The sequence below is a fragment of the Anaerocolumna sedimenticola genome, assembly GCF_009931695.1.
Lineage (GTDB): Bacteria > Bacillota > Clostridia > Lachnospirales > Lachnospiraceae > Anaerocolumna > Anaerocolumna sedimenticola.
Genome location: NZ_CP048000.1, coordinates 5,204,878 through 5,224,657, shown reverse-complemented (window position 1 = coordinate 5,224,657; position 19,780 = coordinate 5,204,878). Strand labels below are relative to the sequence as shown.

The 19,780-nt window shown below is 36.6% G+C and carries 17 protein-coding genes; 13 read left to right on the top strand and 4 right to left on the bottom strand.

All coding sequences use genetic code 11. From position 1 onward, the window contains the following. Window positions 1–4 precede the first annotated feature (4 nt). Entirely contained in the window at window positions 5–202 is a 198-nt protein-coding gene (locus tag Ana3638_RS23235; RefSeq protein ID WP_161840156.1) for an alpha/beta-type small acid-soluble spore protein, read from the bottom strand. A gap of 247 nt (window positions 203–449) precedes the next feature. Between Ana3638_RS23235 and Ana3638_RS23230 the strand changes: the two genes are divergently transcribed. Together Ana3638_RS23230 and Ana3638_RS23225 are read left to right on the top strand one after the other, a co-directional pair. After that, on the top strand, window positions 450–1,091 hold the full coding sequence (locus tag Ana3638_RS23230; RefSeq protein ID WP_161840155.1) for a CPBP family intramembrane glutamic endopeptidase: 642 nt from the start codon (window positions 450–452) through the stop codon (window positions 1,089–1,091). Between the two features lie 360 nt (window positions 1,092–1,451). Beyond that, window positions 1,452–2,558 (top strand): YVTN family beta-propeller repeat protein, encoded by a 1,107-nt coding sequence (locus Ana3638_RS23225; RefSeq protein ID WP_161840154.1) that lies wholly within the window; start codon window positions 1,452–1,454, stop codon window positions 2,556–2,558. 45 nt (window positions 2,559–2,603) lie between these two features. Here Ana3638_RS23225 and Ana3638_RS23220 read toward each other — a convergent pair whose 3' ends face one another. Next, window positions 2,604–3,323, bottom strand: a complete 720-nt coding sequence (locus Ana3638_RS23220; RefSeq protein WP_161840153.1) for a MerR family transcriptional regulator — start codon at window positions 3,321–3,323, stop codon at window positions 2,604–2,606. A 200-nt stretch (window positions 3,324–3,523) separates the two neighbouring features. Between Ana3638_RS23220 and Ana3638_RS25545 the strand changes: the two genes are divergently transcribed. From Ana3638_RS25545 to Ana3638_RS23195, 7 genes are all read left to right on the top strand, one after another. Continuing rightward, window positions 3,524–4,384 carry an excinuclease ABC subunit UvrA gene (locus tag Ana3638_RS25545; RefSeq protein WP_246240555.1) on the top strand — a complete coding sequence of 287 codons (861 nt, stop codon included), beginning with the start codon at window positions 3,524–3,526 and terminating at the stop codon, window positions 4,382–4,384. Continuing rightward, a complete protein-coding gene (locus tag Ana3638_RS23215) occupies window positions 4,351–6,006 on the top strand; it encodes an ATP-binding cassette domain-containing protein (protein WP_246240552.1) in 1,656 nt (551 codons plus the stop codon). Before Ana3638_RS25545 ends, Ana3638_RS23215 begins: the two co-directional genes overlap by 34 nt. Window positions 6,007–6,196: 190 nt before the next feature. Further along, window positions 6,197–7,501 (top strand): hypothetical protein, encoded by a 1,305-nt coding sequence (locus Ana3638_RS23210; protein ID WP_161840152.1) that lies wholly within the window; start codon window positions 6,197–6,199, stop codon window positions 7,499–7,501. Between the two features lie 276 nt (window positions 7,502–7,777). Continuing rightward, window positions 7,778–8,920: an aldo/keto reductase gene (locus tag Ana3638_RS23205; RefSeq protein ID WP_161840151.1), complete on the top strand. Its 1,143-nt coding sequence runs from the start codon at window positions 7,778–7,780 to the stop codon at window positions 8,918–8,920. A 191-nt stretch (window positions 8,921–9,111) separates the two neighbouring features. After that, entirely contained in the window at window positions 9,112–9,681 is a 570-nt protein-coding gene (locus Ana3638_RS26670) for an MFS transporter (protein ID WP_330587757.1), read from the top strand. After that, complete coding sequence (locus Ana3638_RS26665) at window positions 9,678–10,361, top strand: MFS transporter (protein ID WP_330587756.1); 684 nt, start codon at window positions 9,678–9,680, stop codon at window positions 10,359–10,361. The genes Ana3638_RS26670 and Ana3638_RS26665 overlap by 4 nt, the downstream gene beginning before the upstream one ends. Window positions 10,362–10,370: 9 nt before the next feature. Further along, the gene (locus Ana3638_RS23195; RefSeq protein ID WP_161840150.1) at window positions 10,371–11,654 is read left to right on the top strand and encodes an alkaline phosphatase family protein; all 1,284 of its coding nucleotides are present in this window, start codon (window positions 10,371–10,373) and stop codon (window positions 11,652–11,654) included. 67 nt (window positions 11,655–11,721) lie between these two features. On the opposite strand, the gene Ana3638_RS23190 is transcribed toward Ana3638_RS23195, so the two are convergent. Both Ana3638_RS23190 and Ana3638_RS23185 read right to left on the bottom strand, forming a co-directional pair. Then, window positions 11,722–12,657: a helix-turn-helix transcriptional regulator gene (locus Ana3638_RS23190; protein ID WP_161840149.1), complete on the bottom strand. Its 936-nt coding sequence runs from the start codon at window positions 12,655–12,657 to the stop codon at window positions 11,722–11,724. A gap of 174 nt (window positions 12,658–12,831) precedes the next feature. Next, the gene (locus Ana3638_RS23185; RefSeq protein ID WP_161840148.1) at window positions 12,832–13,623 is read right to left on the bottom strand and encodes an MBL fold metallo-hydrolase; all 792 of its coding nucleotides are present in this window, start codon (window positions 13,621–13,623) and stop codon (window positions 12,832–12,834) included. Window positions 13,624–14,287: 664 nt separating this feature from the next. Here Ana3638_RS23185 and Ana3638_RS23180 point away from each other — a divergent pair. The 4 genes from Ana3638_RS23180 (at window position 14,288) to Ana3638_RS23165 (ending at window position 19,715) form a co-directional block, all read left to right on the top strand. After that, a complete protein-coding gene (locus tag Ana3638_RS23180; protein ID WP_161840147.1) occupies window positions 14,288–15,616 on the top strand; it encodes a dicarboxylate/amino acid:cation symporter in 1,329 nt (442 codons plus the stop codon). 324 nt (window positions 15,617–15,940) lie between these two features. Next, window positions 15,941–17,017, top strand: coding sequence for a sugar ABC transporter substrate-binding protein (locus tag Ana3638_RS23175; protein WP_161840146.1), 1,077 nt, complete (start codon window positions 15,941–15,943; stop codon window positions 17,015–17,017). Window positions 17,018–17,149: 132 nt separating this feature from the next. Beyond that, on the top strand, window positions 17,150–18,640 hold the full coding sequence (locus Ana3638_RS23170; protein WP_161840145.1) for a sugar ABC transporter ATP-binding protein: 1,491 nt from the start codon (window positions 17,150–17,152) through the stop codon (window positions 18,638–18,640). Window positions 18,641–18,767: 127 nt separating this feature from the next. Continuing rightward, window positions 18,768–19,715: an ABC transporter permease gene (locus Ana3638_RS23165; RefSeq protein ID WP_161840144.1), complete on the top strand. Its 948-nt coding sequence runs from the start codon at window positions 18,768–18,770 to the stop codon at window positions 19,713–19,715. The last annotated feature ends 65 nt before the right edge of the window (window positions 19,716–19,780 follow it).

Sequence of the window (19,780 nt, the reverse complement as noted above, 5' to 3'; positions counted from 1 at the left end):
GGAGCTATATCTTTTTCGATTCGTCTTCCATTTGTTTCTTTTGTGCTTCTATCATTTTTTTAACCATATAGCCATATTGATAGGATGTCATCTCACTGGTAGCATTGTTTTTAATCGGTATGCCTGTTTCATTTGCAATTTCGTATTTTAATTGTTCAAGAGCGGCACGCGCTTCCGGAATAAGATTTGTTCTTTTTGACATAGGATCACCTGTTTTATGATATAAGATATAGTATATTATTAATTTTTTTTTATAAATTATTCAGAGGCAGAAAGAAAAAGAGCTGTTTCCAATCACCGTATTTGGGAACAGCCTTTTTTGTAATTTCTATGGGTGATATCCATTTTTCATTGATTCTCTATGACCGGCATGGTATAATTTGGCATAGAGGATACATATCATACAATTGTTATTTGTGTCAAACAATGTATATAACAGGGGGAAAGACATGGGACGAATGAAAATATTGCCTTTAGTAGTTATAATTTTGATGATAGTTCTATCTTTTTCAAATCTATTTGGTCTCAATATCTCGCCATGGTGTATTTTTATCGGTGTTGCTTTTTTCTTTGTTAACAAGCTTATTGAAAAACAACCAATGAAAAACAGTGGACTTGATATCAGTGCAATTGGAACGAATTTAAAAGATAGAAAGATATGGATCTGGCTGGTATCACCGGTAATTATGGATGCTGTTTGTGTACTGTTCTCAAAATTATTTATACCTGAATATATCGAGTATGAAACTTCAAGAGCAGGAGCATTTGTACCTATTGAAGTCAGTATATCTTCTATTCTTTTGTTTTTCGTTTTCGCATTAGGGGAGGAAATTGCATGGAGAGCATTCTTTCAAAATAGTTTAGTTAAGGTCTTACCAATTTTACCGGTTTTAATTTTTTCCTCTTTACTATTTTCTCTAGGACATTTTACTCAGGGAAATACAATTGTTGTAATATATGGACTTTTCTTTACTTTTATCAACAGTATTATATACGGTATTATTTTTCATAAAACAAAAAATGCATGGGTAAGTGCATTATCACATTTTACAGCAAATATATTTGAGGTTATTTTATTCATATTAATTTGATTATATGAAATTTTATTAACCGCTCCCATTGCCTTATAAGTTAGAAGCCCTAAAATTAGTTCCTTCAGACTTAAAGTTTGAGGGAATTTTTGTGCTACGGGATAGAATAAAACATACGTAAAAATGAAACATACGTAAAATGAACATACGTAAAAATAAAACAGTTATTAAGATAAGAAAGAATTTAATAAAATCGTATCTGATACCATTATATGGTTAATATTATCATACATATTTTAACATTAACATTTAAATACTATACTTAGTAAAATTTGAATCTAAAAACAAAGTTTTCCTTATATATATTACAATACAAATATGGTATATAAAAAATTTAGAATTAATGTGGAGGAACACCAGATGAAAAAAGCCCAATTATTAATTATTTTAACTTTATTTGCTCTTACTATTTATTCCTGTTCACCAAAAAAGAGTAATGATCAAAATCAGACTGCAAACCCAACGGTAACTCCGACAACGGAATCAAACACCCAGAATCAAAATACTGCAGCCCAGAGTGATGAGGAAAGTACCATGGCTCAATATTGTGTATATACGGCAAATGAAGAGGACGATACGGTTTCTGTTATTGATATGAAAACAAAAACTATAAAAAATGTAGATGTATGGGATGGTCCTCATAACGTACAAGCTACCCCTGACGGTAAATTTGTTTATGTGGTAGAGAATATGGGAAAATCCATAACGGCAATTGATACGGCTACGAATGAAATGGTAAATAGTATTGATGTAGGAGTAGGTCCCAGTCATATTATTTTCTCTCCCGATTCCAAAGTGGCTTATGTGACTGTCGCAGAAATGCTGGAGGAAGAAGAGGATGCCATGGGCAACATGGAAGAGGAGGAATATGGTAATGTCTATGTGATAAATCTGGATACCGGTAATATTGATAAAAAAATTAAGGTCGGCTATATGCCTCATGGTTTAAGAATGACACCGGATAATAAATATATCTTTGTAGCTAATAATGATTCGGATAATGTGTCCATCATTGATACCGCTGCCAATACGGTTACGAAAACAGTTGATGTTGGCAAAAAGCCGGTCCAGGTAGCACCGACTCCGGATGGTAAATATGTATTAGTAACCTTAACCGGTGATAACAGTGTTGCAGTTATAGATACAGCTACAATGAAAGTAACTAAAACAATACCTGTGGGCAAAACCCCGATTCAGATTTATGCCACACCTGACAGTAAATTCGCATATGTTACCAATTCAGGATCTAATAATATCAGTGTAATTGATATCGCAGCCATGTCCGTAATAACTAATATTGACGCAGGAGCAAAGCCCCATGGTGTAGTGATATCCAAGGACGGTAAGAATGTTTTTGTAACAAATACCGATGACAATAGTGTAACGGTTGTAGATACTGCCACAAATAAAGTAATGGGTACGTTAACCTCAGGACAGGGTCCAAACGGAATAACAATAATTGAATAGAAGCAGAAAACAGGTGGGTATGAAATCAGTAAGATAAAAAAAGGATCATCCAATATCATACTGGTTCTGCTCGACCTGATTACAAAGATTATAAAGCGCAGATATACTCCGAATCTGTGCTTTATTTAACGCAGTTAAATGAATTTCAATTCCGGCGACAATGGCAGAAATCTTTTCTGTATCTTCAAAGTCTAATTTGTGTAGTTCTTTATGAATTTGTTCAACGGTGTATTTCTCTCCACGTGCGCGTATAGAAAGCTTGAGCGCTTGTATCATCAGGATTTCATCAATATGCGCCTGTGTAAATGTTCTGTAATTGTTTACTGCGCATCTGCCTGCAGATATAAGGCCGATTTTATCCCAATAGCGTATTGTGGAGGGGATGATACCTGTAGCTTTACTAACAGCATCAATTGAATACTCGTTCGGAGCAGCAATATTTTTTTTGAACACGAAACGTTGTTTTATTTGGTCACAAACATATTTATCCTTATGAAGTGCAGCTTGAGCCTTGTTTGCCATCCAAAGAGCCTCGTCAACCTTCTTTGCCAAAACCGGTTTTAAAATTTTAGCAATCTCCGACAAGGTAAAACCACACATCATCTCCCTAATGCAAAGAAAGTAAGCAATATGCTCGGCGGTGTAAATTCTATAACCGTTTGGTGAGCGTTTAACATCGGGAATCATACCAAAATCTTCATAGTGTCTAAGAGTCGTTGTACTTATCTTAAATCTTCTTGCTATATCAATGGGCCGTATAGCCATATCAGACGCCTCCTTTTTTATACATTATAATACTACTCTAAGGTTTTTTCAATATATCAGGCAACTAACTCCAAAAAACCTCGTTTATTGCGTTAATGTTGTATACTATAGTTAAGAATAATAGAAAGGGGTGATTCATGTGAAGTATTGGCTGTGTCTAATAGAGTACAGGAGATTTCATATAAAAAAGGAGGCTTTTTATGTCTAATATCATAATTCGTGGAGCAAAAGAAGGAAACCTAAAGAATATTTCATTGGAAATACCTCGTAAGAAACTCGTGGTATTTACGGGACTGTCAGGCTCCGGAAAATCTACCCTGGCAATTGATGTAATTTTTAACGAATGTCAAAGACAGTATTTAGAAGCAATAGGGCTTCAGGGGATACATAAACCCAAAATCGATTATATACACAACGTTTCACCGGCAATATTAATTTCACAAACCGAATCAAATAAAAATCCACGTTCGACGGTTGGAACAAAGACCGATATTTATACAGATCTGCGAATGCTCTATGAAAAGCTGGGTGTACGGGCTTGTCCCCACTGCCATGAAATTATATCGGCCGCAGATTGTAAAGAAGAGTTTGAAAAAGAGGATGGGGAATATACTGTATTTATGTATTGCAACAAATGTAATTACAGGATGGTAAAACTAACCAGGACACACTACTCTTATAACACCAGAGAAGGAGCTTGTAAGACTTGTGAAGGATTGGGAAAGGTTCTTACAATTAATAAAGATAAAGCAGTGAATGAAACGTTATCACTGGAGAATGGTGCGGTGGATTTTTGGGAACAGAAATATAAGGAATATCAGATTTCAATTTTATATAATGCTTTCAGGCATTATAACATCCCTGTAGAAGATAACACCCCAATAGTGGAATTTACTGATCTTCAAAAATCCATTCTTTATAACGGTGTCGAAAGTGAAGATGTAAAGAGTGCATTCCCCGATATAAAACCTCCAAAGACGGTTGCGGCGGGAAGGTTTGAGGGGTTTTACCCACGTTATGGCGGAGGATGTCCGATAAGGGCGGTGATTCAAAACAACTGAATGAATACTTTGATTTCGACACTTGCCCGGAGTGTATGGGAGAGCGGTTAGCAGAATTAAGCCGCAGAGTAACGGTTATTGGCAAACGGCTGCCGGAACTGTCTGTACTTTCTCTGGAAAAATTATATGAATGGTTACAAGATCTGGAAGACTCGCTGAGCGATGCAGAACACCGTCTTGTAGAAGCATATTTGCTGGATTTAAGGACAAAAATCCAAAGAATTGTAAACGTGGGGCTTGGATACCTTTCATTAGACCGGCAGACCATTACCCTGTCCGGCGGTGAATTGCAAAGAGTAAAGCTTGCAGCTGCTTTGGATTCTGATTTGACCGGAATAATTTATATTATGGATGAACCAACGATTGGCCTTCATCCCAAAGATACTGAGGGAATGATAGCGATACTCAAAAAGCTTCGTGATATGGGCAATACTGTTATCGTAATAGAACATGACCCTGACGTTATGGCTCAGGCTGATTATATCGTGGATATCGGTCCCGGTTCCGGAAAACATGGCGGAGACATTATCGGAACAGGAACTTTAGAAGAACTTAATAAGCAGGAAACCTCCGTAACTGGGGCATATTTAAAGAAGAAGCAGCAGGAGCCAGAGGAGTTTAGAAAAGGAACCGGCGATGTCATTGAAATCGAAAATGCCAATTTATATAATCTAAATAACATTGATGTCCGTATCCCGATTGGCTGTCTTGTTTCCGTTACAGGTGTATCAGGTTCAGGAAAATCTACCCTGGTATTTGAAGTGCTCGCAGCAGCAAGAGGAAAAAGCAGCATTTCCGGTAATATTGTGACAGGGATACAGCAATTTGACCAGATTGTCACCATTGAACAGTCTGCAATCACCAGAATGAAACGCTCCAATATTGCCACCTATTCTGAAGTTTACGCAGAAATCCGCAAAATTTTCGGAGGATTAAAAGAAGCCAAAGATAAAGGGTTGTCTTCCAAACACTTTTCCTTTAATACACCGGGAGGCCGCTGTGAAAATTGCGAGGGATTGGGATATGTGACCAGTAATATGCTGTTTTTTACAGATATAGAAGTGACCTGCCCGGTCTGCGGCGGGAAGCAATTCAATGATGAAGTTTTATCTGTAAAGTATAAGGGGTACACGATAAAGGACATTCTGCAAATGTCGGTTGAGGAGGCTTTCTTCATGTTCCATGGCCATCCTAAAATTCAACGGATTCTGAATTTACTTAAGGACGTAGGTTTAGGTTATTTAGAACTTGGTCAGTCTTTGACAACTCTTTCCGGAGGTGAAGGACAGCGTTTAAAGTTAGCAAAAGAACTGATAAGTAATAATGGTAAGCACAGTTTATATTTGATGGACGAGCCTACAACCGGATTGCACCCAATAGATGTTGAGAATTTTCTGACTCTTTTAAACCGGATGGTTGATTCCGGAAATACGGTAATTGTTGTAGAGCATAACCAGCAAATAATAAAAGCCTCGGACTGGATTATTGACCTTGGTCCGGAGGGAGGTATCAATGGCGGTAAAGTAGTATTCACAGGAACACCAATGGAAATGCTTCAAAAAGGAGATACCGTTACAGCAGATTTTTTGCGAAAATCTATAAGCACATCCGCAGAATTCTGAGGAACAGAATAAACATAATGGAGTGGTCTATTTGTCGAAATAAATCATAAATGGCTGCTGTAATTTAAGTAAAAAGGTAAAAAATAGTAAAATTGTTTTGACATGTGGAAAAAAAGGTAGTAATATTGATGTGTGAATTACCATAATTTACATTAATTTTATAAAATTTACTAAAGAGGGAGCGTAACTTATGAAACAACCAAAAATTAAAGTCACACAATTACTATTATTAATAGTATTATGTTGTGCACTAATGGCAGGAAACTTTTTAACAACAGGCACAGTAGCGGAGGCTGCAGCAAAAAAAGCAGCCGTAAGTACAACTCAGATGACAATACCTGTTGGTAAAATGGATAGTAAGATTTGTTGGAACACATCTTCATGGGAATTAAGCAATGCACAGAAGCTTACTGTAAAAAATGCGGTAAAAGGAGCAACTTATCAATTTACATCCAGCAGCACCAAAGTTGTTACAATCGCTAAAACCGGCGGATACTTAACAGGTGTTAAGGCCGGAAGCGCAACCATTACCTGTACGCAGACTTATAAGGGCAAGAAAACTACGGTAGGTAAGTGTAAAGTAACTGTTAAAAATGCTGCTTTAACTGTAAGTGATTATGGCAATGAATTCCCTGTGGGAAGCGGTGGATTTAGCCTCTATGATTATTATGCTTCTTCCGATTCTTTGTTTAGTGTAACTTATCGTAATCCAAAAGCGACTTATACTTTGACTTCCGACAATGAAAACTTTTCTATGAAAGAAGTAAAATATGATGCTTCTAAAGCCAAAGAGGTTACTGATAATGCAGAATTTCAATCGATTCTTAAGGATTTTATCGGTAGCCGATACTTTTACGGATATCAGTTCACAGCTAAAAAAGCAGGTACCTATACAGTAACAGTAAAAGAGACTTATAATAAGAAAGCAAGAACGCTGGGCAGCTTTAAAGTTGTAATCAAAGATACCGCTATTTCCGAATCTCAGAAAAATTTGCTCTTAGGTGATAGTCTGAATGCACTGACCTTACTTACTTATGCGAAAGCAAATACACAGTATTATTTTGAAATAAAAGATTATGATGAAACTAATCCGGATAACAATGTTTTGAGTTTAAATCAAGACGGAAGTGAGTTATATATAAATGCAAATAAAACCGGTACTGCGGAAGTTACGGTAAAAGAAGGATCAGAACAAGGAACGGTTATAGGAACTGTTACCTTTACCGTATCCGAAGCTCCTTGTCAAAGTATTATCCTGGATTCTAATGAGTATACAACCTATGTAGGCGATGATTTTTACATTTATTTTGATTTAGAACCATGGGATACTACGGATCAAGTTACCATTGAGTCTGAAAACCCTGATGTTTTAAAAGTTGAATATAACCAGGAAGAGGGTTGGATCTATACACCTTTAAAAGTTGGTGAAGCAAATGTTACCATTAAATGCGGAAGTCAATCAGCAACATGCAAGGTTATAGTGGAAGAATACTAGAATTTCAGTAATATTATGAAATAAGTTCATTAAAATAGCTATCTCAAACTAAATTTGGGATAGCTATTTATTTTTGTGAACCTGTTAATGGAGATTTAAATGGCAGATCAAATAAATTCATATTGATAGGTTGATTAGATTTAGATATAATGTAAACATATCCAAATATTCACAGATTTTTATCTGAGTAAAAAGAATTACGGTTCATATCTAATTAGTATGCAATAGTCTTATTCGTAGTTACTTGATTAAGCAATTTTAGAAGGGAGAGGTATCATGAAGTACAGACAGTTAGGAAAAACGGGGATTAGTGTCAGTGAAATCGGACTTGGAGCCGAATGGTTAGAACGTCACAATGCTGCTGACGTGAAAGCAGTAGTTGAACGAAGTGAAGCATATGGAATTAACATCTTGGATTGCTGGATGTCGGAGCCTAAGGTACGATCCAATATAGGAGCAGCAATTGCGGGACATCGGGAAAAATGGGTGATACAGGGACATATTGGTTCAACCTGGCAGAATGGACAGTATGTACGAACCCGTGAACTGGATAAAGTAAAGGAGGCTTTCAAGGATTTATTAAACCGTCTGAATACAGATTATATTGACCTTGGTATGATTCATTTTGTTGATGAAGTGGCAGAGTTTAATAAAATCATAAGGGGAGAATTTATCCAATATGTGAAAGGATTAAAAAAAGATGGAACGATTCGTCATATCGGACTAAGTACACACAATCCGGATGTTGCAAAACTGGCAGCATTAAGCGGTGAAATTGAAATGATTTTGTTCAGTCTTAATCCTGCATTTGATATGCTTCCTGCAAGTGAAGATATCAATGAACTTTTCAGGGAACACTATAATGAAAATCTTAAAGGTATTGCACCGGAACGGGAAGAGCTGTATCAGATCTGCGAACGTGAAAATGTTGGAATCACTGTAATGAAAGGTTATGCCGGCGGAAGATTATTTAGTGCAGAAAATTCGCCCTTTGGAGTTGCATTGACACCTGTTCAATGTCTTCATTATGCACTGACTCGTCCGGCAGTAGCATCAGTTATGGCAGGATGCAGCACACCGGAAGAAGTAGATGCTGCTGTAGCATATGAATCAGCCACAGAAGATCAGAAAGATTATGCCTCTGTACTTGCCAATGCGCCTTATCATGCATATTCCGGTCAATGTACATATTGCGGCCACTGCGCGCCATGCCCGGCATACATAGATATAGCCATGGTTAATAAATTGTATGATCTGGCTGTAATGCAGGAAGAAATTCCGGCTACGGTCAGGGCTCACTATACCGGTCTTTCGGCAAATGCGTCCCACTGTATTAGCTGTAAAGCCTGCGAGAAACGTTGTCCCTTTGGTGTAGCTATATCTGGGCGTATGGAAAAAGCAGCCGGGCTGTTTGCTTAATTAAGATTTATATTTATGGTCTAATTTTGCTTTTTCCTGTTATCCCAAATAATATGATATAATTACAATAATAAATCTTATAGTTTGAGTGTCTAAAGTCCCCATAGAGTAGAGTTTATGAAGATTATGCCCGTATTTAAAAACACTATGCCGGACTTTTTACCCTCAAATTATCATATAGGAGTACATTCATGAAGTTAAGCAGAGAAGAAAAATCATGGATATTAGTTGATTGCGGTAATTCGGCATATTCTATGGCTGTTACGACAGCGTTGCTGCCAATTATATTTGGTATGTTTGAAAATGTAAAAAGCAGTATGGATCTCGGTTATTTTAATTCAATAGCAAGTATATTGGTAGCAATTCTTAGCCCTATTTTAGGTACAATTGCTGATTACAAGGACAAGAAGAAGCGTTTTTTCATATTCTTTACTGCTTTAGGTGTATTTGCAACGGCTGCTCTTGCTGCCGTATCTCCGTCCAGCGGACAATGGAAGCTATTGGTTCTTTTCTTTGTCTTGTCGGCAATAGGTTTTGCTGGTTCAAATATTTTCTATGACGCATTTTTAGTGGATATCACCAGTGATGAGAGGATGGATAAGGTTTCCTCCGGTGGATTTGCATTTGGATATATATCCAGTGTCATTCCTTTTGGCATCAGTCTTGTTTTAATATACTTAATGGGAATGGATAAAGCAATCGGATATCAGATTGGATTTATCATTACTGCTCTTTGGTGGGGCTTCTTACATTACCTATGATAAAGAATGTGAAACAGAGGCATTATATTGAACCGGAACCCCGTCCGGTGCTTAACAGCTTTAAACGGTTGGCTGATACTTTTAAGAATATCAGACAGCATAAAATTGTCTTTATTTTCCTGGGGGCATACTTTTTCTATATTGATGGTGTGGATACGATTATCAAAATGGTGGTGCCCTATGCTACTTCCGTTTTGGGTGACGAAACCCTCGGTACATTTACTTTACTCGGAATCTTACTGATTATTCAGATTATTGCATTTCCCTGTGCCATACTTTATGGTAACCTGGCAAAAAGGTTTTCAGCCAGAACTATGATCATCGTCGGTATTGTTACCTATATCATATCCTGTATTGCTGCGTATTTTATATCATCCGTATGGCATATTTTTATTCTGGGTGCTATGATTGGCTCTGCCCAGGGAGGAATTCAGGCACTCAGCAGATCTTATTATGCAAAGATTGTTCCAAAGGAAAAATCCAATGAGTTTTTTGGATTTTATAATATCTTCGGTAAATTTTCAGCTATTATAGGACCTTCGGTAATGTCCTTGACAACCACAATTTCCGGCAATGCCAGATTAAGTATATTAGGAATTATCCCGCTGTTTATTATTGGATTTCTAATTTTCATTATTCTGCCTAAGGAGCAGAAGAGCAGTACTGAAAGTTTGGGGTGAGAAAAGAATATGGAGACAGGAAAAGCAAAATATTTGGTAGTTATCTCCTATGATGCATTTTCAGAAGATAACTGGGAAAAGGCAAGTAAACTTCCTAATCTTTCAAAATTAATTAAAAACGGAGCTTACAGTACAGAATTAAAAAGTGTCTATCCAACCCTTACTTATGTTGTACACACTACCATGGTAACCGGTGTTTATCCGGAGAAACATGGGATATACCATAATAATCCTTTCCAACCCTTTGTAAGAGAACAGGAGCAGAGCTGGTTTTGGTTTAAAAAGGATGTCAAAGTGCCCGCAATCTATGATGTTTTGCATAAGTATCACATGAAATCAGCCGGTATTCTTTGGCCGGTTACGGGTAAAGCGTCTATTCATTATAATATTCCGGAGATAAGAGCCATTAAGCATGAAAATCAGGCACTTAAAATTTTAAGAAACGGCAGCCCCCTCTTCAGTATAAGAATGGAGAAAAAATTCGGAGACTTAAGAAAAGGGATAGAACAGCCCTATCTGGATAACTTTACAACCATGTGTGCTGCGGATACCATAAAAAGAAAAAAGCCAAATCTGCTGCTGGTACATCTGATTGATCTGGACGATGCGAAACACGAATATGGTACGGACAGCCCGGAAATCGAGAAAGTGCTGATCCGTATGGACAAAAGGCTGGGTGATATCTGTAAGGCAGTAGAGGAAGCGGGTATTAAGGAGGATACGGTTTTTCTGGTAGTAGGGGATCATGGACAGATTAATGTGAGATACAAGATAAAGCTGAATCCATTATTAAAAGAAAGCGGCCTAATTTATGAAGAAAATGGTGAAATGAAATGGAGAGCTTATATCCAGAATGCAGGTGGAGCGGCTTATCTGCATCTAAAAGAAAAGGATAGCGAAGCGGAGCTACTTGCACTTAATATTCTTAAAAAAGCTATAACGGATGAAAATTATGGAATCGAGAGGTTGTACACCGGAAAGGAACTGGCAGGCTTTCATGTGGATCCCTCAGTCAGGTACATGCTGGAAGCTAAGGCAGGCTATTGCTTTGATGACAGTTTGGATGGACCGGTGGTCACTGACCTTAAAGAACAAGGTATAAAGTACGCAACGCATGGTTTTTCACCGGATAAACCTGACTATAAATGCAACTTGGTTATAGCAGGTGACTGTATCAAAAGTGAATTTCAGCTAGGAGAGGTACAGATGGTTGATATTGCTCCTACCATGGCAAAAATCCTGGGAATCGATTTTAATAACTGTGACGGCAGGTCATTGGATGAGATTTTCTGACCGGAAAGTTGGTATCGTGCTGTTTTCCCTTTTGTATTAAGTATCCCTTACGGACAGTCGGTTTCTTTTAAGTATAAATCTGACTCAGATCCTTAACTATTTTTTTCAAATGTTCACAAATACTTTGCGGTTCTAAGACTTTTACGGAGGTTGGATTTTTAAGTGCGAGTTCAATGATGGAATCCTCATAATCCGTACATATTTCAACTGTAAAGAACTCTGAATCTTCAATGATTTTATTGTCTTCCATATAATCATTATGCTTTATAATTTCGTAAAAACTCCTATCGATTTGTAAATGATAGGAGCTTTTTGATTTGCTTTCGTTCTCAAAAGATACCATATCGATAGGGAAATAACAATTGCTATGAAGTAGTTCAATACTCTTAATGCGATCTAATCGAAAAGTTCTCTTATCTTCACGCAGATGGCAATAACCAATTAAATACCATCCTCCTTCATCAAAGGTAAATCTATAAGGTGATACTTCTCTTTCTGTCAAGGTATCTTTTAATGGTGTATAGTAAGTGAGCTTAACTTTTTTCTCTTCTTCCAGGCTTTTAATAATGGTTTCCATAATATGCTCCACATAATCACCTGGATTGATTCTATTGATATAAACCTTGAATTTATCCAGGAAACGGTTAAGTTTTGGACTGCCATCTTGTGTTATGGCATTTAAAAGTTTTAAACGTAACGCTTCATAATCCCTATGAACCCCAGGAACTTTCAGTTCTTTACCAAGCGTTAACAGTATGATAAAGTTGGTTATTTCCGCTTCCGTAAGTTTGATAGAAGGTATAAAATAATTTGGATCTATCTCATAACCACCTTGATGCCCTTCATAGGTAATGAGCGGAACTTTAATTTGGCTAAGGGCATCAATATCTCTGTATATGGTCCGTTCACTTACATCTAACAGCTTTGCAATTTCCTTGGCTGTTAGTTTCCCTTTTTCTTTCAGTATGTAAATTATGGCATTCATACGTTCAATTTTTTTCATTAGTTTAACCCTCACTCAAATGAACTAATATGTTTATTAGTTATCAAATATAATTATACGATAGGAATATTAAGCTTGCTGTTATAGTATAATTATATTTGCTTTCAAGAATTAAGTAAACATTAAAATTCCACACTGGATTACGATATGTAAAAAAAGTCACTTTTTAATTTTCTAATTATTAATATCCGTTCTTTGTTCTTGATAATAATCTATCATGTGATGATGCCATATTGGATTAAATGTAATAGGAAGTTTTTCTTTTATGCTATCATATTCAATATTTCCTTCATGTTCCAGAACCTTATGCATATAATTAATCCTGGCATCAATTTCTGTCTTCATATCTTTGTAGTTGTTAATTGCAGAAGAAAAATGAGATCCAATGAAAAAAACATTTAGATTTTCTTTTAATTTCTCCAGCGTTGTCAAATGTTCAATGATACTTGCACAAGGCAAAGGTAACAGAGGCATATTATTTGTATCGTACATGATATTGTCGGCAACATGTACATATTTCTCATCAATTATCGTATGTATGCTGCAATCAGAATGTCCTTTAGCCGCTTCAAATCTGATGTTATGACCACCGAAGATAAATTTATAATTATCGCAAAATGTAGTTGGAAAGATATCCGAATCGAGTAGGAAATCTTCTTTATATTCTTTTTCCAGGGTCTGCTTAAATTCACTTGAACCAAAAATAGTTATGTTTTTATTCGAGCTCTTTAATGTTTTAAGACCTGCGAAATGATCTTCATGGTAATGTGAAATAATGACTTTGCTTATGTGAATGCTCCTTTCATCAAAATAAACGTTAAGCTGTTTTGCTTCTTTCTCATAACCGGTGTCAATTAAAAGGGCATTTGAACCTTCCAAAATAAAATAAATAACCTGTTTGATGTAGTGATCATTGCAAACAAAGTCGGCTTCATATAAATTACCATATAAGTTTCTGATAATCATGTTAAATCCTCCAATTTTCTTTTATGTAATTATTATAATAAAACAACACTGACATATACCTGTCAGTGTTGCAAAACGATAATGATAATATCCTGTATAGCATGGCAATTCCAGGATGGTATACTCCAGATGTCAATTATATATTTATAAGGGGATTTCTGACCGGAACAGTGATTATTTAAAACCTTTTGTTGAGCTTGGAAGTAATTTCATAAATAAAGTAAGCAGGACAGAACCGTATGTCAGTTAGGTCGCTTTTGTTATGAATGATATATAAGGGATACAAAGAGAAAACACAGGATTATGACCAGTATATAATAGCCGCTGTTTAAAACTTCTATCATAACCGGACAGGGGTTTTATTTTCTTTTTAGGAAAATTCTCCTAAATATTAAATTATGATTGACAAAATACACGTTACATTATAAAATTAAATCATAGTAAACATATATGAATATATTAAATAGGAGGAAATTCATATGAAAGAATTAAACGGATTTTGGAAAGAGTACCTAAGAAAGATTAATACTGTATGTTGCTCCTGTTGTAGTCCCCTAAACTAACATAAAGAGAATTAAAAGATAAAAAGGCTAAGGATTTGATGGAAAACAAAAGCCGGAATAAGATTATGAATAAATAAATTAATAATTTAGGAGGATTAACAATGAATATAGATTATTTAGGAATAGGAGCATTACTGGCGGCAATCCTGTTAATCGGGGTTTTGGCATTTTTAAGTAAAAGGAAAGTAGATTTTGGGTTTAGAACCATTATAGCGCTGGTATTTGGATTAGTATTAGGAATCATCTTTGAAAATCACACAAATTACGTAGAGCCGATAGGTACGGTATATGCTAATATAATTTCGGCATTTGTAATTCCGCTTGTATTCTTTAGTGTCATTTCAAGTATAACAAATCTGGAAAATATACACAGACTGAAAAGGATAGGTCTTAAGAGTGCGGGGCTGCTTATCTCAACAACATTTATAGCATCAACGCTTACAATAATTATTTCGTTAGCTTTAGGAGTTGGAAAGGGTTCAGAGATAGTTCTTCCAACCGGTTATGAAGCAAAGGAAGTTCCGGAGATTTCACAGGTAATTATTGATTTGTTCCCTAAGAATTTTTTCTCGCAGGCTTCTGCTAATACAATTGTTCCAATCATTATATTTTCTTTATTTATCGGTATTGCAATAGTGGCACTTTCTACGAAAGATCCGGAAGGGGTAAAGCCTTTTAAAGATTTTATAAATTCAGCTTCAAAAATAATTAATACCGCTATTACGTATATCATAGAATTCACACCTTACGCAGTGTTGGCTTTAGTTGCTAATGCGGTATCCAATAACGGACCGGATAAATTACTTCCTCTCCTGTCCGTATTAGCTGTAGCTTATTTACTGTGCTTCATTCAAACCTTTGGGGTTAACAGTGTATTAGTCGGAGCGGTTGCAAAATTAAACCCCATCAAGTTTTTTAAACATATTTGGCCGGCACAGGTAATTGCTTTCACGACCCAGAGCAGTATCGGCACAATCCCTGCAACTGATAAATGCTTAAGAAACGCAGGAGTATCGGAAAGTATCTCTTCCTTTGTTGTTCCATTAGGAGCCAATATCGGCATGCCCGGTTGTGCAGGCATCTGGCCTACCCTGTTGGCAGTATTTGCAATTCACGGATTAAATATTGAATATTCCATCGGACAGTATCTCCTTCTTATCCTGATTACTACCTTAGTCAGCATAGGAACCGTTGGAGTTCCGGGAACTGCAACCATTACAGCAACTGCAGTATTTGCAGCAGCAGGACTTCCGATTGAAATTATCGTAATATTAGCACCGATCAGTTCTATTGTAGATATGGCACGTACCGCAACAAATGTGAGTGCGGCAGCGGCGAGTGCTTTGATTATTGCAAAAAATGAAAATGAACTGGATATAGAGAAATACAATAATACATTAGATAATAAGCAAAAGCTGATCGTTGAATAGATTATCATTAATTAAGTCGCCTTTTTGTTTCAAATGAAACGAAAAGGCGCTTTTTTTTGTCTCAAACGAGGTAAATTCGGCCTATTCGGTAAAAAGGTTCCGCTTATGAAAGCACTGCGCTGATTGGAAGTTGGTTGTCCACATAACACTGCAGTTAATGGATCCCACAAACGGAGTGATTTTTTATTATGATTTCGGACAAATACGTAAAATACTAAGATACTTAGAAATCTATTAGGATATTAATCTGTTTGAAATTCCTGTAAGCTATTAACTGTAAACGATACATAAAGCACACAGACTATATAAGTAGGAGGAAAGTAAATGAAAAAGAAAATCATCAGTGTATTACTAATTGGGGCAATGTTAATAACGGGATTGGCAGGCTGCAGCACAAAAAAAACGGATACGGTGACAAATAAGACCGTAACCGAAGATAAGGCTTCAACCGAAACTCCGGCAGAAACAAAAACAGAGGATGCCGGTAAAACAGAGGATACGGGCAAAACAGAAACAAATTTTAAAGTCGGCATTACCATCCAATCACTTGAAAACAGTTATTGGGCAGGGGTTTTCGGTGAAGTGGAAAAACTCTTAAAAGAAAAAGGATGGGAATATACAATCCTTGCATGTAATGATAATTCGGCTACGCAGATTCAGCAAATTGAAAACTTTATAACAAACAAAGTTGATCTTATTATGGTTCATCCTTCCGATCCAAATGCAATAGAAGATTATTTAAAACAGGCAAGAGATGCGGGCATTAAAGTTATGAGCTGGGATGATGCAATGACAAATACAGATCTTAACTGGATTCTGGATAACACCAAATTAGGATATGCAATTGGCCAAGAGGCAGCAAACTTCATAAATGACCATTATTCAACGGATAAAGTGGCAGAAGTTGCAATCATGAATTATCCTCAGACACCAATCCTTCTGGAAAGAGAAACAGGTATATTAAGTGCACTGGAAGAAATCGCAAAAGGTAAATACAAGATTGTTGCACAGCAGCCGGCACTTGATGCTCAGACAGCATTAACCAATATGGAAACAATATTACAGGCAAGCCCTGATACAAAAATTGTTTGTTCCATTGGAGCAGGCGGAGATATCGGTGCTAACGAAGCGTTTATGACCAAAACAGAAGGCAAGATTCCGGATGATATGGGTATTTTCTCCGCAGATGCAACGGAACAACAATTAGAGGCAATCGTTAACGGTGAAGCAACAAGAGCTTCCGTAGGATTTGAAGGTTCTAATAAGAAAACAGCCGCAGCCGTTGTGGAACTATATGAAAAATTGCTGAATGGCGAAAAATTTGAAGAACAAAATTTAGTCAGACCACTTACTGTTATCGATAGTTCTAATGCGGCAGATTTCTTAGCTGATTATAAATAATTTGAAGCTTAGAACGGTTTAGTAATAATTCGAAGCTTAGAACGGATTGTGAATGGGGATGTCGCAGGAATATAAATTACATTTGTTTTGCGGCAGCCCCATTCAATTAAATAAGAATGCGTGGTATAAACAATGAATAATGAATATATTTTAGAATTACAAAATATCAAAAAAGAATATCCCGGTGTCGTTGCATTAAAAGATGTCTCCTTGCAGGTAAAAAAAGGTGAGATTCTTGCATTAATTGGGGAGAATGGTGCCGGAAAATCCACGTTGATTAAAACATGTTCAGGTGCCGTTATCCCAACCTCCGGTAAAATAATTATTGAGGGTAAGGAATTTACCCATATGTCACCCCAGTTAGCTGCAGAAAATGGAATCGCGATTATATATCAGGAATTTAATAATGTGAAAGGACTTTCCGCTGCTGAGAATCTGTTTCTGGGCAATCCCATCCGCAAAGGTATCATTGTCGATAAAAAAGCGATGGAGAAGGAAGCGGAAAAAGCATTTGCACAATTAAATATCAAGATTAATCCGAAGACACTGATTGGAGATCTTACGGTTGGTTACCAGCAGATGGTGGAGATTGCAAAAGCGATATTACAGGATGCTAAAGTGCTGATTATGGATGAACCTTCCGCACCTCTTACCAACGCGGAAGTTGAAAGCATGTTTAAAGTATGTGAATTGTTAAAGGCTAAGGGGGTATCTATAATCTACATATCCCACAGGCTGGAAGAGATATACAGGCTGTCGGACCGGATTGTGGTATTACGTGACGGTGAATATATAAAAACACTGATAACAAAAGATTCTCATGTTGATGAATTAATTCATCTGATGGTAGGACGTGACCTGAATGAGACCTATCCTTTAAGAGAGGCAAGCGATATAAAAGAAGAAGTTATTCTGGATTTACAAAATGTAAGCGGTAACGGAGATAAGAATATAAATTTACAGATTAGAAAAGGTGAAATTCTTGGGCTGGGAGGTTTGGTAGGTGCCGGCCGTACAGAGCTTGTACAAATGATTTTTGGTGCGGTGAAAAAGACGGAGGGTAAGATTATATTTAAGGGAAAAGAAATCAATCCGAAGTCTCCAAGAGAAGCGATTGATCTTGGCATCGCTCTTGTACCGGAAGACCGTAAACGTCATGGTGCTTTATTGGGCATATCTGTAAAAAATAATATTAATATGCCTATCTACAAGAAAATATCCAAATTATCAGTAATTAATCATAAAGCTGAATTAGAAAATGCAAAAAAATATGAACATGAATTATTAATTAAAACCCCAACATTAAATCAATTGGTTAAAAATCTAAGTGGTGGCAATCAGCAGAAAGTAATCATAGGAAAATGGCTTGCTGCAAATTCGGAATTAATTATTTTTGATGAACCAACACGTGGAATTGATGTAGGTGCCAAATCTGAAATTTATAAGCTGATGAACGAAGTAATAGCAAATGGAAAAACCATATTATTAATTTCATCAGAAATGGAAGAATTGATGGGTATGTCAGACAGAATTATAGTTTTGGCGGAAGGACATGTTACGGGTGAATTAGGCAAAGAAGAATTTGATCAGCAAACTATAATGAAAATGGCATCTGCCGTTTAGAAGTGAAAGGTTGAAAGAAAATTAAACAGAAAGGATGCCACATAGGCTTCATTCAACCTGTGAAACTCGTTTCACATTGTATTGTGGCAGTATCGCAAGGCTGCTTGCGATATGCAAGGGTATAAATATGAGAAGTACAATTCTTAATATATTTAAAGAAAAAGCAATCTGGATTGTATTTGTAATCCTGTTTATTGCATTTTCAATGTCAAACCACAGATTTATTTCATCAAATAATTTATTTACAATAGCACGTCAGGTATCCATGTTAGGGATTGCGTCAATCGGCATGACTTTTGTTATATTGATAGCAGGTATTGACCTTTCCATTGGTTCAATCATTACATTGGTTAATATCGTAGCAGCCTATTTAATGGTAAAGATGGGCTTTGGTATGGTCAGTGCCGTTATCCTGGCATTAATCATGTCAATCATAGTCGGTGTTTTAAACGGTTTTTTGATATCCACAATCGGAATACCCGCTATTATTGCAACTTTTGCAACACAGATCGTATTTGAGGGCGCATCCTATCTTATTTGCGGCGGTACACCTATTTATGGTTTTGATGAAAGATTTAAAGTAATTGGACAGGGTTATATCGGACCGGTACCTGTTCCGGTTATCATTATGATTGTTTGCTTTGGGATAGGTTCGTTTATTTTAAATAAAAGCTACTTCGGCCGTTATTTCTATGCAGTCGGAGGTAATGAAGAAGCTTCTAAGCTTTCCGGAATCCGGGTAGGTCATACGAAGTATTTGGTTTATGCATTATCCGGTTTGTTTGCAGGACTTGCAGGTATCGTAATGTTATCCCGTACAAATTCGGCACAGCCTACCGCAGGTATGGGATATGAATTTGACGTCATTACCTGTGTTGTATTAGGGGGAGTCTCCATTTCCGGTGGTTTTGGTAAAATGTCAAATGTTGTTGCCGGTGTATTAATTATCGGTATTCTGACAAACGGTATGGTTCTTTTAAATGTAAGTACCTATATGCAGATGATTGTGAAAGGTATCGTCCTTGTATTGGCCGTAGGTTTTGACAGTTTACAAAAGAAACGGGCACTTACCTGATGTCGTGTTCATAAAGGATTATAAAACAGCTTATACCTATATTAGCAGTCACTGCGAAACGACAA